General features: G+C 65.9%; 26 protein-coding genes and 1 tRNA gene. 3 read left to right on the forward strand and 24 right to left on the reverse strand.

Going from position 1 to position 25,795, the window contains the following annotated elements; all coding sequences use genetic code 11:
- The first annotated feature begins 1,053 nt into the window (after positions 1-1,053).
- Positions 1,054-1,497 (forward strand): helix-turn-helix transcriptional regulator, encoded by a 444-nt coding sequence (locus KHZ24_05840; GenBank protein ID MBS5450719.1) that lies wholly within the window; start codon positions 1,054-1,056, stop codon positions 1,495-1,497.
- A gap of 296 nt (positions 1,498-1,793) precedes the next feature.
- Here the strand turns inward: KHZ24_05840 and recO are convergent, their stop codons facing one another.
- From recO to KHZ24_05865, 5 genes are all read right to left on the reverse strand, one after another.
- Positions 1,794-2,603, reverse strand: coding sequence for a DNA repair protein RecO (gene recO, locus KHZ24_05845; protein MBS5450720.1), 810 nt, complete (start codon positions 2,601-2,603; stop codon positions 1,794-1,796).
- A gap of 143 nt (positions 2,604-2,746) precedes the next feature.
- On the reverse strand, positions 2,747-3,886 hold the full coding sequence (era, locus tag KHZ24_05850; protein ID MBS5450721.1) for a GTPase Era: 1,140 nt from the start codon (positions 3,884-3,886) through the stop codon (positions 2,747-2,749).
- A 117-nt stretch (positions 3,887-4,003) separates the two neighbouring features.
- A complete protein-coding gene (locus tag KHZ24_05855) occupies positions 4,004-4,381 on the reverse strand; it encodes a diacylglycerol kinase family protein (GenBank protein ID MBS5450722.1) in 378 nt (125 codons plus the stop codon).
- Positions 4,378-5,007 (reverse strand): rRNA maturation RNase YbeY, encoded by a 630-nt coding sequence (gene ybeY, locus KHZ24_05860; protein ID MBS5450723.1) that lies wholly within the window; start codon positions 5,005-5,007, stop codon positions 4,378-4,380. The genes KHZ24_05855 and ybeY overlap by 4 nt, the downstream gene beginning before the upstream one ends.
- Positions 4,997-6,013 carry a PhoH family protein gene (locus KHZ24_05865; protein MBS5450724.1) on the reverse strand — a complete coding sequence of 339 codons (1,017 nt, stop codon included), beginning with the start codon at positions 6,011-6,013 and terminating at the stop codon, positions 4,997-4,999. The genes ybeY and KHZ24_05865 overlap by 11 nt, the downstream gene beginning before the upstream one ends.
- A 535-nt stretch (positions 6,014-6,548) precedes the next feature.
- Between KHZ24_05865 and KHZ24_05870 the strand changes: the two genes are divergently transcribed.
- Positions 6,549-6,719 carry a hypothetical protein gene (locus KHZ24_05870; protein ID MBS5450725.1) on the forward strand — a complete coding sequence of 57 codons (171 nt, stop codon included), beginning with the start codon at positions 6,549-6,551 and terminating at the stop codon, positions 6,717-6,719.
- Positions 6,720-7,090: 371 nt separating this feature from the next.
- On the opposite strand, the gene KHZ24_05875 is transcribed toward KHZ24_05870, so the two are convergent.
- From KHZ24_05875 to KHZ24_05960, 18 genes are all read right to left on the reverse strand, one after another.
- A tRNA-Phe gene (locus KHZ24_05875) sits at positions 7,091-7,166 on the reverse strand.
- A gap of 79 nt (positions 7,167-7,245) precedes the next feature.
- Positions 7,246-7,611: a VOC family protein gene (locus KHZ24_05880; protein ID MBS5450726.1), complete on the reverse strand. Its 366-nt coding sequence runs from the start codon at positions 7,609-7,611 to the stop codon at positions 7,246-7,248.
- 521 nt (positions 7,612-8,132) lie between these two features.
- A complete protein-coding gene (locus KHZ24_05885; GenBank protein ID MBS5450727.1) occupies positions 8,133-8,600 on the reverse strand; it encodes a hypothetical protein in 468 nt (155 codons plus the stop codon).
- Positions 8,593-10,734 carry a hypothetical protein gene (locus tag KHZ24_05890; GenBank protein MBS5450728.1) on the reverse strand — a complete coding sequence of 714 codons (2,142 nt, stop codon included), beginning with the start codon at positions 10,732-10,734 and terminating at the stop codon, positions 8,593-8,595. Before KHZ24_05890 ends, KHZ24_05885 begins: the two co-directional genes overlap by 8 nt.
- Positions 10,706-11,215 carry a pilus assembly protein gene (locus tag KHZ24_05895; protein ID MBS5450729.1) on the reverse strand — a complete coding sequence of 170 codons (510 nt, stop codon included), beginning with the start codon at positions 11,213-11,215 and terminating at the stop codon, positions 10,706-10,708. Before KHZ24_05895 ends, KHZ24_05890 begins: the two co-directional genes overlap by 29 nt.
- Positions 11,199-11,474 carry a hypothetical protein gene (locus KHZ24_05900; GenBank protein MBS5450730.1) on the reverse strand — a complete coding sequence of 92 codons (276 nt, stop codon included), beginning with the start codon at positions 11,472-11,474 and terminating at the stop codon, positions 11,199-11,201. Before KHZ24_05900 ends, KHZ24_05895 begins: the two co-directional genes overlap by 17 nt.
- A gap of 603 nt (positions 11,475-12,077) precedes the next feature.
- On the reverse strand, positions 12,078-12,398 hold the full coding sequence (locus tag KHZ24_05905; GenBank protein ID MBS5450731.1) for a hypothetical protein: 321 nt from the start codon (positions 12,396-12,398) through the stop codon (positions 12,078-12,080).
- 75 nt (positions 12,399-12,473) lie between these two features.
- Entirely contained in the window at positions 12,474-12,926 is a 453-nt protein-coding gene (locus KHZ24_05910; protein ID MBS5450732.1) for a type II secretion system F family protein, read from the reverse strand.
- Positions 12,927-13,162: 236 nt separating this feature from the next.
- Positions 13,163-14,026: a type II secretion system F family protein gene (locus KHZ24_05915; protein ID MBS5450733.1), complete on the reverse strand. Its 864-nt coding sequence runs from the start codon at positions 14,024-14,026 to the stop codon at positions 13,163-13,165.
- An 80-nt stretch (positions 14,027-14,106) separates the two neighbouring features.
- Positions 14,107-15,417 (reverse strand): CpaF family protein, encoded by a 1,311-nt coding sequence (locus tag KHZ24_05920; protein MBS5450734.1) that lies wholly within the window; start codon positions 15,415-15,417, stop codon positions 14,107-14,109.
- Positions 15,405-17,063, reverse strand: a complete 1,659-nt coding sequence (locus KHZ24_05925; protein MBS5450735.1) for an AAA family ATPase — start codon at positions 17,061-17,063, stop codon at positions 15,405-15,407. The genes KHZ24_05920 and KHZ24_05925 overlap by 13 nt, the downstream gene beginning before the upstream one ends.
- A gap of 8 nt (positions 17,064-17,071) precedes the next feature.
- On the reverse strand, positions 17,072-17,857 hold the full coding sequence (gene cpaB, locus KHZ24_05930; GenBank protein MBS5450736.1) for a Flp pilus assembly protein CpaB: 786 nt from the start codon (positions 17,855-17,857) through the stop codon (positions 17,072-17,074).
- A 343-nt stretch (positions 17,858-18,200) separates the two neighbouring features.
- A complete protein-coding gene (gene rsgA / locus KHZ24_05935; protein MBS5450737.1) occupies positions 18,201-19,214 on the reverse strand; it encodes a ribosome small subunit-dependent GTPase A in 1,014 nt (337 codons plus the stop codon).
- A gap of 152 nt (positions 19,215-19,366) precedes the next feature.
- Positions 19,367-20,038: a hypothetical protein gene (locus KHZ24_05940; protein ID MBS5450738.1), complete on the reverse strand. Its 672-nt coding sequence runs from the start codon at positions 20,036-20,038 to the stop codon at positions 19,367-19,369.
- 11 nt (positions 20,039-20,049) lie between these two features.
- Positions 20,050-20,217, reverse strand: a complete 168-nt coding sequence (locus KHZ24_05945) for a hypothetical protein (GenBank protein ID MBS5450739.1) — start codon at positions 20,215-20,217, stop codon at positions 20,050-20,052.
- A complete protein-coding gene (locus tag KHZ24_05950; GenBank protein ID MBS5450740.1) occupies positions 20,217-21,815 on the reverse strand; it encodes a TrkH family potassium uptake protein in 1,599 nt (532 codons plus the stop codon). Before KHZ24_05950 ends, KHZ24_05945 begins: the two co-directional genes overlap by 1 nt.
- 15 nt (positions 21,816-21,830) lie before the next feature.
- Positions 21,831-22,832, reverse strand: coding sequence for an FAD:protein FMN transferase (locus KHZ24_05955; GenBank protein ID MBS5450741.1), 1,002 nt, complete (start codon positions 22,830-22,832; stop codon positions 21,831-21,833).
- A 189-nt stretch (positions 22,833-23,021) separates the two neighbouring features.
- Positions 23,022-24,341 carry a chloride channel protein gene (locus KHZ24_05960; GenBank protein MBS5450742.1) on the reverse strand — a complete coding sequence of 440 codons (1,320 nt, stop codon included), beginning with the start codon at positions 24,339-24,341 and terminating at the stop codon, positions 23,022-23,024.
- Between the two features lie 160 nt (positions 24,342-24,501).
- On the opposite strand from KHZ24_05960, the gene KHZ24_05965 reads away from it, so the two are divergent.
- Positions 24,502-24,873, forward strand: a complete 372-nt coding sequence (locus KHZ24_05965) for a phage holin family protein (GenBank protein ID MBS5450743.1) — start codon at positions 24,502-24,504, stop codon at positions 24,871-24,873.
- A gap of 11 nt (positions 24,874-24,884) precedes the next feature.
- Here the strand turns inward: KHZ24_05965 and KHZ24_05970 are convergent, their stop codons facing one another.
- The gene (locus KHZ24_05970) at positions 24,885-25,778 is read right to left on the reverse strand and encodes a hypothetical protein (GenBank protein ID MBS5450744.1); all 894 of its coding nucleotides are present in this window, start codon (positions 25,776-25,778) and stop codon (positions 24,885-24,887) included.
- Positions 25,779-25,795: the final 17 nt, after the last annotated feature.

Raw genomic sequence — 25,795 nt, forward strand, 5'->3', positions numbered from 1 at the left:
TGCATCTTGATCTCCGGCATCGTGTTCTCCAGTGCCACTGCGCTGCTGTGTCTCTCCAACGCGGCAACGACATCGGGGCGGGCGCTCGTGGCGCTGAGCAGCCTGGGCACCGGCATTGGCTCCGGCCTGCTGTTCCTGGGCTGGGGGCGCCTCTATGCTGACGTGGGCACACGCGTGGCCCTCATCGAGATGAGCTCGGCGTGGGCGGGCGCGGCGTTGCTGTGCGTCGCGCTCTCGACAGTGGCGCCGACGTGGCTCGCCTGCGGCGTCGTCGTGGCGGGGGCGCTCGCCAGCGCCGTGCTGCTGCGGCGCTGCACGTTCTCGCGACCCGCTCGGCCGCACCCCTCGAGGCCGCACCAGCTGCAGCGGCGCACCCGGCGCCTGTTCGCGCGCGGCATGGCGGGCTGCGCAGCCGTGGGCGTCGTGTCGGGCTTCTCCGACGTGCTCTCGGGCTATCGGTTCCTCGCCGTACCCGAGCACTACGCCGCCTTCCTTGCGTTGGGCTGTGCCGCGGTCGCTCTGCTGCTCCTGCTCGTCGGGCTACGCAGCCGCCACGAGTTCGTGACGTACGCCTATCGCATCGTGGCGCTGCTGCTGGTGGTGGGATGCCAGCTCGTGCCGTTCATGGCCCACACGGACACAATGGCATATGCCGTGATGCTCGGCGCATACATCAGCTTCACGATCCTGTTGTGTGTCGTGTGTATCGACGTGAGCAACTACTTCGACCGGCCGGCCACGAAAACGTTCGGTCTGGCGTTCTTTGCGCTCTATCTCGGCGAGATTAGCGGCAACGGCTTGTCGCACCTGTTGACCGACGCCCTGCGGACCTCGATCGACCTCTCGATCATCGCCGTGGTGCTCACCGTTGTGGTGGCTGTGTCGTACCTCTTCCTGTTTACGGAGAAAGATCTCGTCGAGACAAGCCTGGGCGAGATGACCGATGACGAAGAGCAGCCCGGCCGCGCCTTTGGCTGGGGTGTGCGCGTCGGAGGCGCCGCAGAGGGGTCGGCATGCGCCTTTGGGCGTGCAGGCAAGGCGGCGCATGCGGGGATGGTCGAGATCGCAGGCGCAGCGGGTTGCCCTGGAGCTGCGGGGTGCCCGGCAGGCACAGACGACGGGGCAGCAGGCGTGTGCGCTTCCGCGATGGACGGCTCGTGCGCACGGGCAGGCGCCGTGTGGTCGACGTGCCCAGCAGGAGTGAGCGCCGCGCTGGCAGGGGTCGCCAGGACACCATCCGCAAGCGACCAGCAGGCTTCCATAGAAGAGATCTCCGCAGTGCTGGCCGAGCGATTCGAGCTGACGCCGCGCGAGGCAGACGTGCTGCCGCTCATCATCCGAGGCCGCACGATCGCCCGCATCCAGGAGGAGCTCCACATCTCGCAGGGAACGGTAGGCACGCACATGCGCCACATCTACCAGAAAGCGGGCGTGCGCAACCGCCAGGGCCTGCTCGACCTCATCGACGAGCTCGCGCGCGAGGAGGGCGGGGCATAGGGCGCTGCGGCCAAGTGCGATCTCACGCAGGCGTCACGGCACAAAAATGGGGAAAGTGCGCGTCTCTTGGAGGCGCGCCGTTCGTTTTCGGCAGAAGTGCGCGGCTTTTCGGCGCAGTCAGTACCGTTTTGGTAGTTTTCCTAGCATCTCTATTGCGTTTTACCTGCAGTTTTGATGGCCCTGAAGACAACCTGAGCCCACAGCGGGCACGGTGTCCCCAAAGAATCGCGCACTTCTGGCAAATCCATACGCACAGCACCCAAGAGAAGCGCACTTTCCCGTCTTTCGGGCAGCTTCTACCCCTCTGACGGTCCAAACGTCCCGAGCGACAGCGCAAAGTCGAGGGCACGAGGGCGAATGCCCGGAAAATGTCCGAGCCAATCGCGGCAGAACGCCAGCACAGCCAGGCCCGTCTGCGCCTCGGAGGCACCCGCGTCCCCAAAAACCGCCAGAGAGATCAGCTCAGAGAAGCGCATGCCCACGAGGGCGTCGGCCCAGCCAAGCACGCCCGCGTCTGCATTCGCGGAAAGCCCCGCCGCCTGGGCGCACGCCTCGCACAGCACGCCGCCGTCCGCAAGCGAGAGGCACGCCCGCTCGCCCGCGCGCAGCTCGACCGGCTCGCCGCAGCCCACGCACGTCGAGAGCACCGGCCGGTAGCCCTGCATCGCGACGGCTTTGAGCACGTAGGCGCTGGCAAGCAGCGGCAGCAGCGTCACGCGGCATGCGCCCAGCGCGTCGAGCGCCGTCGTCGTGAGCGGCAGCATCCGCACGGGGTGCTCCCCCTCGACGGTCAGCTCGCAGGCGACCTCCAAGATGAGCTCCATGACGGTCTCGCGCTCGAGCTCGGCAGCAACGCCGGCACGCGACACGACGAGCGTGCCCTCCGTCACGATGTCGAGCGAGCGCCCGCGACGCAGCAGCAGGTCGACCTCGTTGCCCAGCCCCGCAACGCCCGCAAGCTTGGCACCGGGCTTGCGCGCGCCCTTCGCGACGGCGCGCACCTGCGTCGAGCCGTCAGTCAGCAGCGTGAGCACAAGATCCGTCTCGCCCAGCTTCGTCCGTCGCAGGACAACTCCGTGCGCACGGTATGACAACTCGCCCGCCATAGGAGATCCCCTTGCCTACATGGCAGGCGCCACAGCGTCCCAGATGCAGGGCGGGCCGGGGCATAGCGTACACAGGGTACGTAAGCCCCAGCCCGACGCCACAGATGAGGTGTCGCGATCGCCCGCCACCCCTAGAAGAAAGCCTATGCGCCCTCGCCGTAGCCAAAGCGACGGATCTGCGAGGCGTCCGTGCGCCAGTTCTGCTTCACCTTGACGTTCAACTTGAGGAACACCTTGTTGCCCAGCAGGCGCTCAAGATCGTGACGGGCGCTTGACCCGATGCGCTTGATCATGGAGCCGCCGGCGCCCACGATGATGCCGCGCTGGCCGTCACGCTCCACGTAGATGGTCGCGTAGATCTTCGACAGGTCAGCCTTCTCGTCGTACGACGTCGAGTCCACCATCACACCGACAGAGTGCGGTACCTCGTCGCGGGTGTTGAGCAGCACCTTCTCGCGAATCATCTCGGCGATCATGACCTCGATGGGCTGGTCGGTCTGCATGTCCTCCGGGAACCACTGCGGCCCCTCGGGCAGGTGGCGCGCCACAAGGCTCACGAACGCGTCAACGTTGAAGTCCTCCTTGGCCGACAACACGATGACGTCGTCGAAGTGACAGAACTGCTCCATGCGCTCGAGCTGCGTGCGCGCGGCGTCCTGCTCGATGAGATCGGCCTTGGAGATGACAAGCACCTTGAACGCATTGGACGTGGCCACGTGCTGGGCGACCCACTCGTCACCACGGCCAGCCGGCGCCGAACCGTCGACGATCATGGCGGCGACATCGACGTCTTTCAGCGCGTTGAGCGCAGAGATGTTGAGCTCCTCGCCGAGGGCGTCGACGGGCTTGTGCAGGCCGGGAGTGTCGACGAGTACCATCTGCATGCCGGGTGCGTTGTAGATCGCGCTGATGCGGTTGCGCGTCGTCTGGGCCGTCGGCGACGTGATGAGCACCTTCTCGCCGATGATGGCGTTTATGAGCGTCGACTTGCCGGCGTTGGGGCGGCCGACAAGCGCGACAAAGCCGCTGTGGAACGCAGGCTGGCCATCGGCGCCGGGCTGAGCAGCGAAGTCATCATCCTCATCGTCGTCGTAGGCGTCCTCGTCCTCTTCCTCGAACAGCTCGGGGTCAAACGCCGCGTCGAGATCGAAGTCCCCGTCCTCCTCGGAGTCGTCCTCGTCCTCGAGGTCGTCGCCGTGAGCAGCCAGGTCGTCGAGATAGCCCTCCTCGTCGATGGAAAGCTCGTCGGAGGGCAGCTCCTCGTCCAGGTCAGCGGCGTTCATGGGGGTGTCGCTCATGGGAATCCTTTCCGCAGGGAGCGCATCGCACTCCCAGGTCATCGAACCCGGTGCGGCTCCGCAGGGGTCGTCCGCAGCCGGCCGGCTTGAAGTGGGCCCAGCTTACCCGAAAAGAGCCAGCGCCGCACGTCCATACACGATAAGCCCGCCGATTGCCACAGCAATGCTCAGCACGAGCATGGCGCCAGCGGCAACGTCTTTAGCGAGCTTGGCGAGCGGGTGGATGTCAGGCGACGCAAGGTCTACGACGGCCTCAATAGCGGTGTTCATCATCTCGCCCGCCAGGACAAGTCCGATCATCAGGATGACAAACACCCAGCTCAGCGCATCAATGCGCAGGACAAAGCCCGCAACGACCGCCAGGACGCCCACGGCGAGCATCACCTTGACGTTGCGCTCACGCCGCAGGATAGCGCCGATGCCCTGCAGCGCGTAGCCGAACGACTCCAGAAACCCCGGGTGCCTTCCCCCGGGCATCATCGCGCGTCATTCCCCTCGGGGCGAGTGGCGGCTCCCCTGCCCTGCCAGGCAGCGCTCCCCTCGGCAGCGTGGTCAACCGTCGGGCCCACGTTGAGCTCGTCAGCCGGAGCATCGGCAAAGTCAGCGAGGTAGCGCCGCTCGAGCGCCTCCATCTCCTCCGCCTCGTCAGGCTCCTCGTGGTCGTAGCCCATCAGGTGTAGGCAGCCATGGGTCAGCAACAGGCGCATCTCGTCCGCCGGCGAGCTGCCGAAGCCCGGCGCCTGCTCCACGACGATGTCCGGGCACAGGATGACATCGCCGAGCATGAGAACGTCCTCGACGTCGACGTCACCGAGCGCCTCGGGGTCCTCCTCGGAGAGGGGCTCCTCGGGAAAGTCCCACACGCCGTCCTCGTCGTCATCGTAGTCATTCGGGTCGTCGATGTTGAACGACAGCACGTCCGTCGGGCGGTCGATGCCGCGGTAGTCGCGGTTGAGTTCGTGGATGCGTTCGCGCGTCACGAAGCTCACGGAGACTTCCGTGTCCTCGGGGGCGCCCTCCCCGCCCAGGACGTGCGCCACGAGCTGCTCGATCTCCTCGGCGCTCAGGACGCCCTGCCCGACCTCGTCATCGATCTCAACACGCATGGGATGCCCCCTTCCGAGCCTGCGACGCAAGCTCTTCGCGCTCCGCCGCCGCATCGTATGCCGCCACGATCTTCGCCACAAGGCTGTGGCGCACGACGTCGGAGGTGCCGAGATCCACGAAGGCGACGTCGTCGAGCCCTTCGAGTATGGTGCGCGCGCCGGCGAGCGACGAGCGGCCGAGCGGCACGTCAACCTGCGTGAGGTCGCCGGTGATGACGAAACGGCTGCCGAAGCCCAGACGCGTCAGAAACATCTTCATCTGCTCGGCCGTCGTGTTCTGGGCCTCGTCCAGGATGACGAATGCGTCGTTGAGCGTGCGGCCGCGCATGAATGCAAGCGGCGCGATTTCGATAACGCCCGACTCCATGAGTTCCCTGCCGCGATCAACATCCATCATGTCGAACAGCGCGTCATACAGCGGGCGGATGTAGGGGTCGATCTTTTCCTCGAGCGTGCCCGGCAGGAAGCCCAGGCTCTCCCCCGCCTCGACGACGGGCCGCGTCAGCACAATGCGGCCGACCTCCTTGCGCCTGAGCGCAGCGACGGCCATCGCCATGGCGAGATATGTCTTACCCGTACCCGCAGGACCAAGGCCGAACGTCACCGTGTGGGTACGGATGGTGTCGACATAGCGCTTCTGACCAGCTGTCTTGGGACGGATGGCGTGACCCCGATACGTGAGCAAGATGTCGTCACGCAGCGAGGAGGGAGCGTAGGCATTCTCCCACAGCAGGGCGATACCGGCCTCGACGTCAGCCTCGTCGGGATGCTCGCCAGCCTGAGCACGCGCGATGAGGTCGGTAAACAGGCTCGTGAGCATCTGGACCTGCGCCGGAGCGCCCGCGATGGCGATGGCATCACCACGCACGGTAACGTCGGCACCGACGCGAGCCTCGATGACGCGGAGCAGGCTGTCGCCCGGGCCCGTAATAGCAGCGGGATCCACGGACGGGGGGATGGTCAGGCGTGCTCGTGCGGAGCCAGCGTCAGGGACAGGTGCTCGCATGCGATCAGAATCAGCGTCCAAAGCCAAGCGGCTCCTCTCGAGCGTTTTGCCCCGCAAGCCAGACATGCGCAGGGGGATGCCGCCCAAACAGGGTGGCGCCCACCTTTCCTTGCCTCCTAGTATACAAAAGCCACGCACCAGCACGGCCCAAAGCCCCGGGCATCGCGCGATCTCGAGCATGGGACGCGAGCGCTGAAAACCGGTGACACAGGCATACTCGGTGACGTGGACGTCGGACTGACCGGCGAGTGGCTCAACATGGCCAGCCCGCCGTGGACAGGCTTCGCGCATGGCGTCATCGTACCCGAAGTCACCCGGGAGTCCTGTTGCGATCTGTACAACTTTTTAATTTTATTAACTTAATATAGTATTAAAATAGTTTATAAGTTATCCATTAATAACAGTTCAATATTAGAGTTTTAGCGGATGTGCTCTAAAAAACCATGCCCCGTCTGGCCCGCACCGCAAGCCCTGTAGAATCGAGTGCGGTGCCAGCGGTGTCCCGGCTGCGGGCGGCGCTTCCAAGAGATTGGGGGTGTTCGCCTTGGTCACACAAATCCTCAACGCCCTCGCGGCGGTTGCGACCGTCGCAGGCTTCCTTCTGGAAACCTGCGAGAAGATACTCAGGCTCCGCAAGAAGAGGGAGAATGCGCACGTACGGGAGGCTCGGAAGGAGGCCAGCGAAAAGGCTTCCGAAAACAAGTAGGGCCGAGGACTGCCATCCCCGGCCCTAAGATAAACACCGCGCCGCCCGCCCCTAGTTAATTTGCTGCGGGCACGCTGGTACCGCCATTATACCCCTCGGCCCGCATCCTGCTGTACTTAACATCGCACGCCACAGAAACGTAGCACGAGTCTGCCGCTGAAGAGACACCATGCGCATCGCCCAGAGTCAAACCTCATAGGAGGGCCCGATGCAAGGTGAGTTGATAGACAGGCGTCCCTCGGCTTGTATCACTCCCAACATGAGTCCGCGGGAAAAGGGAAAGTGCCCTGATTTTCCCACCTGTTCCCACGCACCTCTCCAAACAAAAAAAGCCAGGAGGCAAATTGCCGTCCTGGCCTGCGAATTTGAGCTGGTGGCTGGAAAGGGAGTCGAACCCCTGACACGGGGATTTTCAGTCCCCTGCTCTACCAACTGAGCTATCCAGCCACATCAGGGTTTCCACTTTACCAGAGCAGACGCTCCGGTCAACCCCAAATCCTCCGACTTCCCCAACTTGACAGGTACGTTAGTCCTGTGTGAGGTGGATAGCGAAGCCGGCAATGGAACGGGCGAAGTAAACGAGGCGGGGCGTCCCATCGGGATAGCGCGCCCAGCTCTGTTGGTCGATCTCATAATCATGAGCGTCGAACCACGTCGCGGCAGCGATCAGGTCGTTGACGTGGAAGCCGATGTGGCCATGCTCCCCTCGGCCATTCCCGTCCATAATCTCGACCATCGTGTCAGCAAAATGAGAGACGGGTGTCGTCGACGTGCTCAGATGCAGCAGCGTGTGAAACTCGTCTGCTATACGCGCCGCATCGGCCGCGTCCTGCGCGTTGATGCCCACGTGCGCCAGCCTCATATCGAACAGCTCCCGCGGATCCTCCTGCATGGTTTCATCCTTTCTTCTCGGGCGTCGCCCCTTGAGCAGCGAGCGCCCCAACACAGGCCGCTTTCACGCATTCGTATCCTACGCCGACACCGCCCCGGTAAATATGAGCCTCTCCCCCTTCACAGGCCATGGCGCCGCCGATGCTTCGCGCTCAAGGGCCAGAGCTGCCCCCTGCACACCGATGATGCGACCCGGAGCCACGAGACGCTCGGCGCAAAGCACCTCCCCCGCCTCACCCACAAACGCAACGTCGAGCGCAAAGCCCATACTCATCGTGTGGAGCGATGCACAGCGCGGAAACAGCACGGCCCGGCTACATAGCCGGCCGATCGGACAACCGATAAGGCCACGTAGGCGCTGGCCAAAACGCAGAGCGACAAGGCAGTCGAGCACGACACCGCCCGGAAGATGTGCCGCCACCCGAGGCGCCCCAGGCAACCAGATACGCCAGGCATCCCCACCTGCTTTCATCCTGCCAAGTACCGCCAGCGCAGCGTTCATCCCCATATACCCCCCTCGCCCTAGAACAGCACGCCCGACCGGTACCGATCCACCGTGAACGTCCGAGCGTGCTCGAGACGCACCGGGATGCCAGCCTCGACGCCGGCCACGGTCAACACCGCAGGCCAAGGCGTATACGTCATCGTGCACACGTAACGCGTAAGGTGCGGCGCGAACGAGAACCCCAGCGTGCCCTCCTGCTGTGCCGCATCCCAAGCGTTTTGCTCCTCGACGCGCACCTCAATGCCACGCATATCACCCATGGCCTGCGCCAGCGCCTCGCTCACGCGATGTGCCTGGTTGCCCGCCTGCACGTCCTCACCTGACGGCGCCACGGCGAGCGCCATGACGATATCGGGCACCAGCCGGTCGAATCGGGCGCAGTCCTCCATGAAGAACAGCAGGTTGAGCACCACGATGGCAACAACGATCATCACGGGAGTCACGACAGCGAGCTCAACAACCATCTGCCCTTCCTCGTCACCCATCGGCGCCACCTCCCCCGGTGAGAGACGACAACCAGCTCAGGTCAACGCTCAAAGAGATCGTTTCATCCGAGCCGGGCAAGCGCACTTGCGCCACCGTGATCTCGTCCGAGCCCGTCAACGTCTCGACGACAACGCCCAGAGCCTCGAGCATGCCAGCGACGCCGTCGCTCTCGTTTAGCGAGGGGGCCGCGAGCACGAGGGCGCGCACGGCCGCATACCAGTCGTTCCCCGCGCGCATCATGACGTCGGCGGAGTTTGCAAGCACGGGTTTCTTTGCCGAGAGGTCTGCAGGCTGCAGCCCGGCAAGCCCCACGACATCGTCGAGAGCGCCACGCAGCCACGATGCGACACCGCCCCCGCCTAGTCGATCAAGCCAGCCGAACGCCTTGCTAAGCAGGCCAGCAAACGCCTCGTAGGCGTCTCCGTACCCCACCAGAATGTCGCCCCAGGCGCTCATGACGACGTCGAGCACCGATCCCACTGCCCCCGGTGCACCGCCCTGGGCAACGAGCGCATCGAAGAAACCACCCAGGATCGTCGACCCTCCTGTCGCCCCGTCGCGCGCGAGCGTGGCGCCCGCGACGGCAACGCGTGGCGGCAAGCGAGCTCCCGACCCCACAAGCGTCGCGAGGTCCCGAGGCGCCAAACGCGTCGCCGGGTCAGCAACGACGCACACGCAGCCATACCGACCCGGTGGCGCCAGATCAACGCGCGCCACCTTGAGAGCCTCAAGCGCCTCGGCAAACCTGTCCCGCGCATTCTCGGCTTCGTCACGCGCCGCTCTCTCGCGTTCGACTTGCTCGTTTCGCGCCGCCTCGTACTCTTTGCTCGCCCTCACGACCTCACGCCAGTAATGTTCGAACCCGTTGTCGATGTTCGTTGACGCAGAAGGCGCCCTGCCCACATCAACAACCGTAAACTGGCAGATGGGACATGTTGCCAGAGCACCCGCCTCCTGTTCCGCTAAGCTGCCAAGACCCGCTGCGGGCCCCGTGGCACCGGGACAAGACGCATCGCTGTGAATGGTGCGCCCCTCCGGCTGCGTCGTGCAGGGCCATACGGCATCCGTATAGAGGCGCGTCCCACGCACGTCATCGGTGTTAGCGGGCAGTTCTCGGAGGTCACAGACGACATAGCCCTCAGCATCCTGAGAAAACGAGCTCTGCCTGACCAGTTCGAGCGCATAGCCGTAGAACGCGGCGCGCGCCCGCGAGCGCGTGAGCTCGAGCGGATCACTTGAATCCGGAGTCTCTTGGGCAACGCGCGCCTGATAGTAAGCACACGCACGATCGATCGGGACGCCAAAGTCCCAGCCCTCAACGCTGGGGTAAACAGGGTTGAGCACGCCTGCGAGCCCAGCGAGCGTCGCGGCGCGCTCGCTCAAGCAGAGGGGGTCGCCTCCACAATCCGCACGCCACCCGAGCTCAAGCGCATCATCCGCAGCGCGGCGCGCATCCTCGGCCTGACGCTCCAGCTCGTCGATGGCTTCGCTCGACGCGCCCGCGCTCGCCGCTGCATCGCTTGCGTCCCCTTGCTCAAGCAAGCCGAAGTCCGTCTCCGACTCGAGCGGAAATGGGATAGCCAGGCCGATGAAGCCACCGTCGTCGGTAGCATTGGCCCGTATGGTCGTCAGCGAATTTGCAGCCATGAGGAACGGGACGGCGTCCTCAAGCCTTTCGAGCCCCAGCGCCGCGCTCCGGGCGAGATCAGCGCGAGCCTCAAGAACCTGTGACGCCGCCGCAACAACAGGAGGGCCCGCGGCGCCGATGCCCGGCATAGCGCTCAACACGAGCCCGACCCCCATCGTCGCCAAGCCCACGAGTCCCATGCTCAGCACGAGAGAATCGACGAGCTGTGCCACCGTAACGTACTCAGCCAACGCGTTCATGCCAGCCAGGGCCCCCGCATCGGCGACGGCCTGCACGTCAGCCGCACGCGAAGACACCCACGTGACGTTTGCGAGGCCAAACACGAGCGTGAGAGAAACGAGTATGGCGACGGCCGCCGCAAGCGTCGTGGATCCGCGCTCTTCGTCGATGAACGCATCTAGACCGAGTCTCGGGCGGGCAAGGCATTGTCTGACCTCGGAGCCCGTGGCGCAATCATCAGTCGTCCCAGATGGATACCCAGTCATCGTAGCCTCCTTCCAGCCACTCGGGCCGGGTCGTGCGGCTCACGCTCACCTCGAGCCTGACCGAGCCGGATGCCCCCGCCTGTCCAACCAGCCCCGCAAGCGCACCGACAAACGGCAGGGGATGCACCGTCGTAGCGATGCGCGCAAACGCCTCGTGACCCTCCGTCGAGCCTTGGAGCTCAATATCCCATCCCTGCTCGCCTCCCCCATGGAAGATAGGCGCGTTCGGAACGGCGGCAAGCCTGCGCAGCACGAACGCGCGCTGGGCAGCGGGAACCCCGCTCTCACTTCGCGTGGACGTCGCCACGAGCCGACATGCCTCCGCTGCGGCGGACTGCATGACGCAGCGGGTATACAGCAGGCATGCCGGCTGAACGAGCATCGCCATGAGCACCATGAGCACCGGCAATAGCAGGGCCGCCTCCACAGTCGCCTGTCCCTCGTCACCTCCCTGCAGGCGCCCCCTAAAACAGCAAGGCATCGAGCAGAGCGTTGCCCGCCTGGCTGCCCAACGCGTGGGACGCCGCCTGGCAGGCAAGTCCGACGAGCCGCCCGTCCGCCCCAAAGCGAACGAGGGCGCCGAGCGCCACGACGATGGCGATGATGCCGAGCGTGACGAGCAGGTACTCAAGCGTCGCCTGGCCCTCGTCATGCCGGGCTCCCCGTGTCGAGCGACAACCCCTCGACAGCTTCGCCCTCCAAGCGCACAACACTGAGCTCGCACGTCTCGCCCGCATCATCAGGCGTGCCTCCCTCCCCAGGCTCTTGCCCGATAACGAGCTCGACCCACCCCAGCTCCGAGCCCACGACACCACCCCACACGCGCTGAAACAAGTCGAGGTAGCCTCCGTACTGCAAGGAGAGCCCCTCGTCTCGAAACCCCTCAAGTACGGGCTCAATAACCTCGGGAAGTGTCCGGCCAAACGCCCACGTCGCACGCACCCAACCTGGGCGGTGCGCCGTCTCGACGAGCATGCCAGCCTCAGAACAGACGGCCGGCACGTCAAGCGAAGCGAGAACGCCTGGGTCGCAGGAAAGCGAATCGGGGCTGGGACCGGCCTCTGCCCCGAGGCTGGGAGTGCCCGATGCACGAGCATCGCCCCTGGCAGACGGAACCGATGCACCAGCGTGGGGCATAGGTTCCGTCTTGGACGGCCACACAACCAAGACGGCGCACGCCGCGAGCGCGCACGCAAGCGCCGCAAGCACGCCGGCCCAGATGCGGTGATGCCCGCCGGGGACACGCTCTACCCGCGTGCGGGGCGAATCGGCGTCCCCAGCCAAGCCCGCAGGCGTCCTCAGTTCTCCTTTTCCTTTCATTGCACATCACCCTGTTTCGCGGATTACAGCCCGTTAATCGAGTTGGAGATGGCATCCCACAGCTCCTGGACCTTTCCGCGAAACGCGATGATGGCCACAATGGCGATCACTACGAGCACGCCCACGAGGATGGCATACTCCGTCGTGCCCTGCCCCTCTTCGTCGCATGCAACGCGACGCAGCGACGCCAATCTGCGGCCCGCCTCGGCATGGGCCCGTACGCGCAGGCGAGAGACCCCCAGGATCCATGCGTCCTTGCACTGTGTGAGAAACCGCGCAGGGACATCCCAAACGGTCGCCTCCTCCCTCTCGTCCATTCCGACGTTGCAGTCCACTTCCACCATGGTCGTCCCCTTTCTCTCATAAGCGAGTCGTTCCATCGCGCCCGCTCCCTATGGCATACGTATCCAATCCCGCCCCTATGGCCCCGCGCCAAACGAAGCGAACAGAGGGCCGAGTATGGCTATGAGCATGGCCGGCAACGTGAGCGTGCCAACAGGTATGAGCATCTTGACCGGCGCCTTCTCGACGGACTCTTCCTGCTCAGAGCGCCGACGTTCTCGCACGGCCTCACCCTGTTCCACGAGCGTCGCGGCGAGCGGTCCTCCGAACTCGAGCGATTCGCCCATGGTGGCCGCAAATGTCGAGAACGCATCGACTCCCAGCTCGTCAGCGACGTCGCGCAAGGCATCCCGTCTGCTCTTGATCCCCAGGCGCCAGCAGCGCATCGCCTCGGACAACTTGCCCGCAAGCATCGTGTGGTAGCGCTCGCAATAGATGTCGAGGGCCGCGTCAAACGAGATGCCGGCCGACAGGCCAAGCGCAACGACGTCCAGCAGCTCGGGCAGCTCATCGAGACAACGCCCGCGCATCTCTCGCGCACTGCCCCGAGCACGCGGCCCGCCAGGAACCATGCCTCTCGCAACGCGGCCCAGCACGCCAAAGCCCCGATCGAAACGCTGCCGGGCATCGGGCATGCGAAGAGACGCCAGCACGCGGCTGCGCCATGCCCGAACGACGGCACGTACCTGATGGTCACCAGACATCCAGGCGAGCTGAAACACCGCCACGCCCACGGCAACGAGCGCCACGACACGGAGCAAGGCACTCATTGCAGGCTCCTGCGCATGAGCAGGCGTACGGCACCAAGTGCCGTCAGGTCGAGCAGGGCGGAGACGCACAGGCATGCCCCGCCAGCGGGACTTGCCAGCCCACCGCGATAGTCAGGCGAGATGAGTGTGAGGATGCAGACGAGCACGAGGGGCATCAGAGCGACGACTTTGGCGGAAAGCCGCGCCTGGGACGTCTTGACCGCAAGCTCGCGCCGAAGCGCAACAGACGAGGCGACCATGCGAGCCGTGCGCACAAACAACTCGTCAAGAGCGCTGCCCGTTCTCTGGGATACCTGCAGCGCCGTGCCCAGCAGCTCGATACCGGGAGCGTCGATGCGCGCGCAGAGGTCGTCCAAGGCCTCGGCCACGCCCCGTCCCCCATCTATCTCGAAGCCGGCGCGTAGGAACTCCGTACCGAGCGGCTCGCCAACAGTCGCTCCGACATGGGCGATAGCCTGTGGTAACGACTTGCCTGCAGACAGGGCAGCCGACAGGGAGCGCAGCACTTCGGGCATCTGGTTTGCCGCAGCAGAGCGGGCCTTGCGCTCACGCGATCCCAGAGCCCCCGCCAGCCCCGCGCCACACGCTGCGACGCCGACGGGCGCCCCCAACAGCGAGCGGCTTGCCAACATCCCGAGAACAGCCGTCCCCAGGCAAACAATCGCCAGCGCCGCCAGGCTGCCAAGACGCGTCAAGCGTATGCCGCGCTCGACGAGGGCAGGCTGAAGCTTCACGGAGAGGCGGCGGGCAGGACCGAAGCGACACAGGCGCACAAACGGAGCCCAGTGTCCCACGAGCTCGGCAACACCAAAGGCGCGCTCCCGTGCCCCGGAAAGCCCCCTGCGCCGAGAGGTGCCCATGCGACGCCCCCGCGAACGATTCGTCAACGGCCACGAGACAAGCAGGACGGCAGCCAGGGCAGCACATACGCATGCCGCCCCTACGAGTGCCGCGCCCATAAGCGCGCCTCCTCGCGACTCACGAGGCCCTGACGCAGGGCGGCCGCAAGAAACGGCGGCTCGCCCGTCAGCTCCCATGTCCGGGCCTCCTCGTCGTACAGCACCAAGTCGTCGAGACGCACCTCGTCGTCGCCCTCAAGGGACACGCTCACGAGCGGCCCTACGGCGCGTGAACCGTCAGGAAGGCGCATCGTGACGACGATGAGGTCGAGCGCCGTCGCAATCTGGCCCTTGATGATGGGCGCCGGCAGGTCGATGCCATAGCGCGCCATAAGCACGAGGCGCAGCACCGCCTCAGGCGCGCTGCCGGCGTGCAGCGTCGTAAGCGAGCCGTCGTGTCCCGTGTTCATGGCCTGCAGCATGTCGATGGCCTCTCCCCCGCGCACCTCGCCGACGACGATGCGGTCGGGGCGCATACGCAGCGCGTTGATGACGAGGTCGCGTATCGTGATGGCGCCCCGCCCCTCTATCGACGCGTCGCGAGCCTCGAGGCGCACGACGTGGGGATGCCCAGCAAACTTGAGCTCCGCCGAGTCCTCGATCGTCACGATTCGCTCTTCGTGGCCGATCTCTCCCGAAAGAGCGTTGAGAAGCGTCGTCTTGCCCGACCCCGTTCCGCCGGCGACAGCGATGTCCTGGCGCGTGCGCACGGCGAGGCGCAGCAAATCCGCATACCAGGCGGGCAGCGATCCCAGTTCCACAAGTCCGTCAAGGGATACCGCCCGGTTCGAGAACTTGCGGATCGTGAGCAGCGGGCCATCGATGGCGATGGGAGGTATGACGGCGTTTACGCGATAGCCGTTCTTGAGGCGCGCGTTGACGATGGGGCTCTGCTCGTCGATGCGACGGCCGAGCGGCGCGATGATGCGCTCGATTGCCATGCGTATCTGCTCGTCGCTTTCGAACACACGCTGTGCCGGGTGAAGACGCCCCTCCCTCTCGTAGAACAGGGAGCTCGCACCGTTGACCATGACCTCTGTGACCTCGTCATCAGCCATGAACACCTCAAGCGGGCCGAGTCCCACGATGTCGTCCGCGATCTCCGAAGCGAGACGCCCACGCTCGTCTGGGGCCAGCGATGCGAAGTCGTCCTCGTTGAGCAGGGCGTCGACGGCGACACCGAGCTCACCACGCGCCCTGCCGGCATCGGACTCACCAGCGATGCGCGCCAGCTCGCGGTACCCCAGACGAGCGACGAGCGCCTCTCGCAGCTGGGTACGCAACCGTGACCAGCGGCGTGCGTCAGGGTCGGGCGCACCGTCCTGCGCCCTTATGCGGCTCATGAGAGACATGGAACCATCTCCTCCCTAACGGCACCGCGACGCGTAGGTCGACGCGGAATGGCAATGGGTGCCGGTTGCAGCAGAGGAGGCGCGGCCGGGGCTGGCTCGATGGCACCAGGCGTGCAGCCGAGGTCGGAGCACAGGGCGGATGCGAGGTCGGCCGACGTGAGCGCGCAGCGGTTGCGCATCGTCAGCAGCTCGCTCGCGCAGCCGAGCTCAAGCATGCGCGTCACCTCGGGCCCTCCGTCAACGATGCGAGTGATCTGGGGCGTCTGCAGCTCGAAGCGAGCGCGCGACACGAATCCCTCGTCTCGATGGTGCGCGTCGCAGCGGTTGAGCACGGCGAGCAGCTTTGTGCGTGGCACCCCGAGGCGCGTGCTCAGGGCAACAGCCGCCGCCATAGACTCGAGCGACAGTGCCTGCTGATCCCCCACGATCAGGCAGCGGTCGGACAGCTCGAGCACCTGTGCGACGCCCTCGCTCATGCCGGCGGGTAGATCGACGATGGCGACGTCGCACCCCTGGCGTGCAGCGCGTACGAGGTGATCTGACAGCGGCACGAGCAGCTCGGACCTTTCGGGCAGGCGGCAGAACTCGTAGGCGAGCAGGCCGCCCTCCCCCTGAGAGCGGCAGCGCTCGAGCATGCGAGCGTCGAGCCGCAGCGGAGCGTCGCCATGAGGCTCGGGCAGGCCATCCGTCTCGTCGAGCCCGAGAAAGCCCAGGCACGTGCCGAACTGGTAGTCGAGGTCGACGAGCGCAACACGCAGCCCGTCGTGTGCCATGGAAAGCGCCATCATGACGGCGAGCGTGCTTTTGCCTACGCCGCCGCGCGCTGATGCCAGGCAGATCGTCGGCACCGCATTGTCGGGGACGTCGACCTCAAGGCGCGGCGTCCGCTCGCACGCCGGCACGGCCGCATGCGACGCGGACTCATCCCCCACAGAAGCAGACGCCTCGGGCGCGTTTTCCCCAGATGTCCCGAGGTCTTCGCCAGGCAAGGCGCTCGGCACATGGGGCATTTTTCCTCGAAAGGCGGAGCGCCGTGCAGCGCACGCCCCCGCCAAAGCGGCCTCAGAGGGCGCCGGCGTAGCAGGACATGCACACCCGGACGGCTCGTCGAGATCGAGGTCAAGATCGCCCTGCAATCCGTCCGCCTCAAGAAGAGGCTGCGTCACCGTATGGCAGCGCGTGAGCTTTCCCGCAGGTCTCACGCTTGGGACAGCGTCTCCCGTACTCACGCCGACTCCGGAAGGCCGAGCATCGGAGCGCTTTCCGTCCAGCCAGTCCGCATGAATACCAGCAAGCAGGGCGAGCAACCCCTCCGGTGTCACGCAGGCGTCGACGCCATGTTCGCGCGCCGCCTCCTCAATCGAGGGGGCATCTCGCGAGCACAGCACGGTGAGGGCCGATCCGCGCGCATGCGCAGCAGAGCTCGCACGGTCGAGCGGTGGCTGTCCCTCGCACCCCTCGCCCATAACGACACCGACGCTGCCCTCGGGAAGTTGGCTCAGCCGCGCGAGAACGCGTGCCGGCACCGTGTCCCACTCTATCGCCTTGGCACAGCCACTGGCGACAAGCCGACCCGCTATGTCCAAATACTGCCCCGCACCCGCGCACACAACCCAGCGCGTCACGCGCGCCTCAGACGACCCCATGTGGCCCCCTACTCTTGGACGCCAGCGGCGTCCTGCTCCGTGCCCGCGGCATCAGCGTCCGCAGGCTGCTCCTCCGATCGCACAGCGCCCGTCTCGCTTGGCGGATCAGGCGCGGGCGCATCCCCCGCGGCGCTTTCGGAAACGCGCAGGCGCCCCGTCTCGCGAGCGACATCGTCGGCAGGCAGCACGAACGAAAGGCGCTGCATGCTCGCAGCGGCAACGATCGCCTCGACGTGAGAGGGGTCAACGGCGACCGTGACCCACGCCAGCTTCCCGCCCGATGTCCCCGAGCTCGTCTGAAGCACGCGCACGCTCGGACTCAGCAGCCGGGCCGTCCCCTCGGACACGAGATAGAGGTCGACGACGGAGCCGGGCACGAGCGCACCCCCGACCGCGCTCTCCACCGAGCACGGCACGGACACGGCCGTCGTTCCCGCCGGCACGTCCAACGCGCTCGTCTGGGCCTCGAGGTCCACGTCGCTGATGGGGGTGTTTGCCGCCATGGCAGACGCCGCGACTTTGCCGAGCACCTGCCCCTCGTCAACCAGGGCCCCTTCGGGCAGGAGATCGACAAGCCAGTCGACCGTCGTGACGTTGCGCTCGCTGAGCGTCTCTCCGCGAGCGACAAACGCCGTTGTCACGCACACGCGCGCCGTCTCGCCGCCATAGCGCTCGAGGGCCTCGGTACGCTGGCCCGCAGCCTGGCCACGCACGATCGCGGCGTATCCCTGCATCAGGACGACGGCGACAACGGCGCTGATGGCGCACAGCACGATGCGGACGCGCATGGACATGGCTCCCCCTTACGGTCGGACGACAAATGTCTGAAAACGACCTCAGTATGGGAGTGGCTTCCGACGTATCAGTTCCGATGCCGAGGGCAACATTCGGGGCCTGACGCGCGTCTGACACTGCTGTCAGGCCGTTGTCAGACGCGCGTCAGACCAGGCAGCTCCAATAGTTCCGCCAAGCCCCGCAGACCACAGCCAGCACACGCTTTGCGTCAAGTTATGCCGCATTAATATAAAAAGTGAGGATTAATTTGCACGCAGAGGACATGCCAAAATAAGTCCGGCCTCGCTTCAGGAAGCAAGGCCGGGCTTGGAGATTGCGTGGACGGGTCGCACACCCGCACCCTTATACCGTGATGGAAGACCTTGCCGCAAGATCGAGCGACCTGCGGTTCGCGCGCATCTCCGCCACGAGGGCGCGGTATTCCTCGAGTCGCGTCGTCGAGAGATCCCCGGCGGCGCAGGCGGCACGCACGGCGCAGCCCGGCTCCTCTCCATGCGTGCAGTCGCGGAAGCGGCACCCGCCAACCAGCGCGTCGATGTCGGAAAACGCGCGTGCAAGGCCGTCCTCCTCGTCGAGCAACGGCAGAGAGCGCAGCCCGGGGGCGTCGACGATGACGCCAGCGTCGGGAACCTTGAGCATACGGCGAGCGACCGTCGTATGGCGACCCTGGTCATCTCGGCTGCGCACGGCCGCCGTACCGAGCACGTCAGCGCCGAGCAGGGCGTTGACGAGCGTCGACTTGCCGGCACCCGACTCCCCGAGCAGCAGCGTCGTCGTCTGCGGGGCAATCGCGGAGCGCACCTGCTCAACGCCCTGGCCAAGCACGGCGGACACGACGTGCACGGGCAATTCGTCGCCCAGGCAGGCGCGCAGGATGGCAACGTCACGCGCTATAAGCTCATCATCCGCGCGATCAGCCTTCGTCAGGACGACGGCGAGGTTGCAGCCGCCCTCACAGGCAAGCACAGCCGAGCGGGCAACGCGGTCGGGCGAGATGGGGCGCTCGGAGAGCGGCTGCACGACCATGACGACGTCGAGGTTGGCTGCCAGCGTCTGGCGCTCGCCCTGACGCTTGCCGTCCCAGCGAGACAGGACGCCCCGACGGGTCAGGATGCGCTCGATCAGCGCCTTGTCGTGACCGCTCGGCAGGCGCAGCGCGACCCAGTCGCCGACGCAGGCGCGCACCTGAGCACCCTTGACGAGCGCTATGGCATGCTCGGCGCGGTATGCCCCCGAACGCGTGCAGACGAGCGGATACCCGCGGTCGAGACGGATAACGCGCCCCAGTTCGAAGGAGGCATTGCCCTCGTCGTTTGCGCCGGCGAGACCGGCGAGCGCATCGGGCTCGTCGGGCACGCCCCCAAAGTCGCCGAATGCCGGCTCGAAGCGCCCATCGTCCTCTTGCTGCCCGACGACACATGCGTCATGTTCCGTCGCGCGCAGACCGTCCTTCCCTGCATTCCGGGAACCTCCGCGCCGACAGGCTCCCTTTCCCTTGGCCTTCGCGCTCACGACGCCCTCCTTCGCACGAGCCGAGCCACAACGAGCAGCACGGCGCTTGCCGCAACAAACGCGAGCGCAAGCCCCAGCATCTTGAAGTTGACAGGCTCCACGCGCTCCTCGCCGGGGTCGACAACGGACACGCTGTACGCCGTCACATCGATGTCGCCCAACTGGTTGGGGTCGGCCACGCGATACACGCCCGTGATCCTCAGCGTCGTCCCCTTGGACTGGTAGCCGCCGACGCGTTCGATAAGCGCAGCGTCCTCGGGCCTCATCGCCACCATGATGAACGACCCACCGCTCGCCGACTGAACCTGCACCCAGGCGTTGCCGTCGGCAAGCCAGACCGGCTCGCCGACAACCTCGCCGGAAAACGAGACGAGCTGGCCGTCGAGCGCCGTGTCAGCCGAGGCAAGGCGGCTTATCGTGACGCGACGTGCCGAGGTGCCGTCCATGCCCTCGGGCATAAAGCCCAACCCGGCACCGAGCTCGTCGGGGTAGGTGCGCTCGGCAGCCGCAGAGCGGGCGGCGTCGAGACGTGCGGACGCCTCCCGCTCGTGCAAAGAGCTGGCAGCGTCGCCAGAGATATCCGAGCTGGCAGGAGCGCCGAGCGCGGGCGCCACAGGAGCGAGAAGGAGCGATGCGGCAAGCGCGAGCCCGGCGAGGGCCGTCCCCATATGCGCGCCCATCACGAGGCCACCAGAAATGCGACGAAGGCCAACAGGTAGAGCAGCAGCGTCACCCCGAACAGGTAGGCGACGAGCGTGAGCCCCGTTCGAGCGATGTGGCCGAAGCGGCCCGCATTCGAGCGGCCCGCCTCCGGACGCGCCCGGTCGTCGGATGACCCCCATGCCATCAGCGCTCGCCTCCCCTCGTCCCGCGCCACGCGCGACGCACGCTTGCCGGCACAGACGAAGCCAGCGCCCGCCCCGCCGCAGAGCTCTTGACAGCGTGGCCGAGCGACCCACCGACGCTTGCGATGGTCGTCAGCAGCGCCAGAAACTCAAGACGGCCAGCCAGCATTTGCACAAAGTAGCAGACCTGCAGGCCAAGCGGCATGCCGGAGCTTACGATACCCGCGGAGATGCCGCAGTTCGACGTGCATGACACGCTTTCGAGCACCGCGGCGATGGGGTCGTAGCCGTAGGACACGCCCACGACGGCACCGACGACGAACGACAGCAGGTACAACAGGAAAACGATCATGACGTTGCGGGACAAGTCGGGAGTGAGCACCTGGTCACCCAGGTGGTGAAAGCGGATGACCTCACGCGCGCGCTGAGGGAGCAGAGCACGGCGGATCTCCGAGCCGATCGTGCGCAGCAACAGCGCCAGGCGGATGGCCTTGAAGCCACCGGACGTCGACGACGTGGCGCCGCCCATAGCCATGCCCATGATGAGCGCGAACACGAGGCCCGACGAGGCGACGGACGAGATCTGAGCCGACGTGATCGTGGAGAACCCTGTTGACGTGGCGGCCGAGACGAGGTTGAACACGCCCTTGTCCAGGAACAGATCGACGCGACCGAAGTAGTCGTCGTGCGCGAAGGCGATGGCGAGCACGACAAGCACGATGGCGAGCCAAGCGATGATCGTTCGCGTCTCGATGTCGCGGAAGAACTCGCGCGGCCCCTTGCGCGCCATGTGGTAGTAGAGCGCGAAGCTGAATGCACCGACGAGGCACAGGATGATGAGCACGAGATTGAGCGTCGCCGAGTGGTAGTAGGCCACGCCTGCCGGCATGACGCAGATGCCCGCCGTCGCGATGCACGTGGCGGACAGGCTGAAACCGTGCAGCAGCGCCGTGCCAAACGACAACCCGCACGACGTGATGAGCGTAAACGTGCACAGCAGCGTGCCAAGCGCCACGAGCACGCCCATGAACGAGACGATGAAGCGCGCGGTGTCGCCCATCTGCGTCATGATGTTATCACTGTGGCCCTCGGCCTTGAACAGCAGGCCGGCACCGGAGAAGCGCGAGATCGTGCCAAGGCACAGCGCGACGACGATGATGCCCTGAGCGCCGACGACAACGAGCATAGCGCGCCAGATGGAGTAGGACACAGCCAGCTTGCCGAGGTTGTTGAGCACGCTCATGCCCGTGCCGGTGAAGTAAGACACCGACTCGAACAGCGCGTCAAAGTAGCTGGCAAACGATCCGGAGAAGTAGAGGGGCAGGCCCGCCGCCGCTCCGGCAAACACCCACACGAGGCCCGTGATGACGAGTGCCTGCATGTGCGTGAGGCCCACTTTTGCTGGCTTTGCAAGGCGCAGCAGCAGAGCGGCGCACGTCGTAACGCTGGCGGACAGCAGAAACGAGATGGCAGGGTTCCACTCCTTGAGCAGCAAGGCGGCAACGAGCGGCACCACCATGAGCGCCGCTATGATCAGCAGCATCGTGCCCAGGTAGTACAGGATCGACCGAACGTCGTCTATGCGCAGGCGCGGCCACATAGGCGCGGGCCCCTCCTAGCGCGACTCGACGAGCTTGACCTCGCCCTTGAGGCCGCTCGAGACGAACACGTTGTCGTCGACGTCGATGATGATGCACTCGAGCTCGGGACGGGACTCGACGAACTCGAGAGAGCCCTGGACGCCCAGGGCGAACAGCGTCGTGGAGTAGCCATCGCCGTCAAGCGACAGGTCGGACACGATCGTGGAGCCGCCAACGTCCGTCTTGACGGGCATGCCGTCCTTCGGGCTCAGGATGTGGTGGTAAAACACGCCGTCCTTCGTGAAGTTACGCTCGTACAGGCCGCTCGTCACAACGGATTTGCCGACGACGGGCAGCACGGCGCGCAGCGTGGCGGGGTTCTTGGGATCGCGCACGCCGATGCGCCACGGCGCGCCGTCAGGACGCGTGCCGATCGTGAGCACGTTGCCGCCCAGGTTGACGAACGCGCAATCGCAGCCGTGCTCGCGCAGAAGGGCGGCCATCTCGTCGGCGATATAGCCCTTGGCGATGCCACCGAGGTCAATAATGGCGTCGGGATCGGTCAGGCGAGCCCTGCCGGCAGCGCGGTCGACCTCGACCATGCGATAGTCGACATGCCTGAGCGCTGCGTCGAGCGCCTCGCGCGACGGGATGACGCCCTCGTGGAAATCCCACAGCGACGTGGCGGAACCCATCGTGACGTCGAACACGCCACCGCTCGCCTCGCAGTACTTTCGGGACTTCTCAACGAGGTCGAGCGTGCGCGGAGAGAGCTCGACCCACGCGCCCTTCGCACCGTTGAGACGCGAGATCTCCGAGTTGGGGCGGAAGCGCGACAGGGAGAGCTCGAACTCGAGGCACAGCTCGCGCACGGCGATAAGGGCCTCGTCCAGCTGAGCACCCGACAGCTTCTGGGAGCCGGGGAACGCCTTGACGGAGACCTGCGTGTTGAACACAGGTAGCAACAGCGTGTGCGAGCCATCTTGAGCCGCGGAGGGCTTGATGAGGTGAGCGATGTCGGCGAAGTCCACATCCATGGCGGGCGTCCTTTCTGACGATCCGAGAACGCACGTGACGAGGAGTCGCGCCCGCACATGGATCATGAGATACAAGAGGCCCGCGACGTGCACGAGGACGGCCCATAACGGGCGCGCCACGGCGAGCGGGCAGCTCTTGCATTATACGCAAGCACGGCGATGGCCCGGGCGAGGCGCCCACAACGGTGCCTACTTGCGCAGCTCCGCCACGACCTTTTTCAAGCGTGACAGCCCTGCATCCACGACGGCGCCCCACGACTCGAGCAGCGCGTGATACGACGGAGCGCAGTTTGAGGGGTAGAGCCCCGTGCGGGCGGTGAGCAGGTAGGCCGTGAACGCCGCGAGGACGTAGGCGGGCCACGCAACCGGCCCGAACGCCTCGATGCCGAGCAGCGTCGCGGAGATGGGAGAGTTCGTGCAGGCAGAGAACATGGCGACGAGGCCGATGCCAGCGCAGGCGATGGGGTCCGCGCCCCCAGCAAGTCCCACGGCGCAGCCGAGCGTTGACCCGATAGCCATGATGGGCATGATCTCGCCACCCTTGTAGCCCACACCGAGCACGACGACCGTGAGCAGCCCTTTTAGAAAGAAGTCCCACGGCGCCGCCTTCCCGGCGAGCGCCGCCTCCATGAAGTTCTCGCCCGTGCCCGCGTAGGGACCGAGGCCCACAACGCTCACGAGCAGCGAGATGAGCACGCCGCCGAACAGCATGTGCGCCCACGGCGCCTCGAGCGGCCCCCACGGGAGGCCACGCAGCAGCTGGAGGCTGCGACAGAACACGACGGCCGCCAAGGCACAGCCCAGCGTCACAAGCATGGAGGCACCGATGTCCGCAGACGTGGGGATGGCTGGGGCAAGCGGCACCCACGGCGAGCCGACGGGGCTCACCTCGGCAACGAGGGCACCCGCAACGGCGGCGAGCAGGACAAACGGCGACGTCCGCAGGCGCGGGCGCACGCGCGTGACCTCGATGACGAAAAATGTGGCCGCCAGCGGAGCGCCGAGCAGCGAGGCGAACGCGCCCGCCATGCCGCAGCGCACGGCAAGCCCGCGCGACAGCGGGACGTCTCTGCCGAGCCAGCGAAGGCCCCGCTCGCTCAGCACGCTTCCGAGCGAGCCACCGAGCTGCAACGCCGCCGCCTCCTTGCCCACCGAGCCACCGCCAAGCAGCGTGAGGAACGTACCGCCGAGAATGGCGGGAGCAAGGCAGCCCCTGACAAGCTCGTCATGGCGAGCGGCGTTGATGACCGTGTTTGTCGTCGCACGCCACGAGATGCCAAGCACGTGGTAGAGCCCAACCGTCAGCAGGCCGGCGAGCGGCAGCAGCCACGACAGCCAGGGAAAGCTCGAGAACAGGCGCATGGCAAGCGAGCAGGCAAGCGTCAAGATAGCCGCAGCCGCGCCCCCTACCGCCCCGATGAGCATGCCGAGAAGCGCCAGCGAGATCCAGGGCCGGCGGCCCAGAGCCTTTCCCGCCTTTTTCCACGCCGCGCCCCACCACTGGACCATGCAGGCCTCGCCACCCCTTGCGTTCGCACGCGCCGGCCCTCGACAAGCACGCCACGCGTAATGGTCCCAGTGTACGCCCAGCGCGCGTGAAGAAGATCGTTTGCCTGGGTAAAAGAGGGAGAGGTGCTGGAGAATCCCCCCCCCGCAAAAGGAGGATTACGTGCAGTTCATACTTCGCTGGGTCATCACGTCGCTCGCCGTGAGCGTCGCCGTGTGGATCGTGCCGGGCATCGTCGCCCTCGGTCAGACCTGGGTCGCCGTCATGCTCGTCGGTCTTGTCCTCACCATCATCAATATGTCGATAAAACCGCTGTTTCAGACGCTGTCGCTGCCGTTCACGTGCCTGACGTTCGGCGTGTTCGCCCTCGTCGTCAACGCCGTGATGTTCGAGCTCTCGTCGTGGCTCGCAACGTCGCTGTTCCACACGGGCATCTACATAGAGGACTTCCTCGCGGCGTTTCTCGGTGCGCTCATCGTGAGCATAACGTCCGTCATCCTCAACGCGCTGACCGGCAACATCGCAAACGAGTAGCGAGAAGCACCCTATTTTCGGCGCGCCCGGTCGCGCATGGCGGCCTTGACGAGCTCCCACGCCTCGCGCGCAGACGTGGGCGCAAAGTCAGGGTCACCCAGCTCACGGCCTGCGACGCGGGTCCGGCCAAGCCGCGGCAACATCGCGCGCAGCGACTCGGAGAGCTCCTCCACGCTCGTCGCGGCCTTGATGTCGGCCCACGCGTCCGCCGCCTCGCTCTTCGCCCTCTCGACGCTCGCCTTCGCCCGGGCAGACGCGTCCTCCGCCCACTCGAGCGCGTCGGACACGCGCAGCGCCACCTCGTCGACGGCGTCGGACATGCGCGTCGACGCGTCAGCCGCCAGCAACGTGACGCGGTCCTGGAGCAGGGCGAGCATCCGGTTAAGCCCCTGCATGTGCACGACGCTCAGAACAAAGTCGGCAGCAAACACAGCGAAGAGAGCGGACGCCAGGGTGTAGAGCGCCGGCAAGGACAGCATTTGCGTCGCCCGCTCAACCTGGGGCTGCACGAAATGAGAAACAAGCAACATCATGACACCGAACGTCACGACGCTCGCGAGGCAGACTCTCCCCTGCACGTTAAGCGGCCAGCCCGTGTAGTCCCACCAGCGCGCGTGGAATATGCGCTCCATGACCCACGACGTCACGAACTCCATGACGCCCGCCGAGAGCCCTCCCACGGCAAAAGCGAACACGGGATTCGGTATTCGGCCAACGAGCGCAATGGCCAGAAGGGCACCCGCCCCATAGATCGGGCACACGGGACCGTAGAAGAAGCCTCGGTTGATGAAGCGCCCGTGCTTGATGAGCGAGTAGACGACCTCATATGCCCAGCCCACGAAGGCATACAGGAAGAACCAGACCACATACTGGGCAAGCTGGGTGAGAATGTCGTCTGTCATCATGGCACGCTGCGTCGGAG

This window comes from Coriobacteriia bacterium (assembly GCA_018368455.1).
Classification (GTDB): Bacteria; Actinomycetota; Coriobacteriia; order Coriobacteriales; family UMGS124; genus JAGZEG01.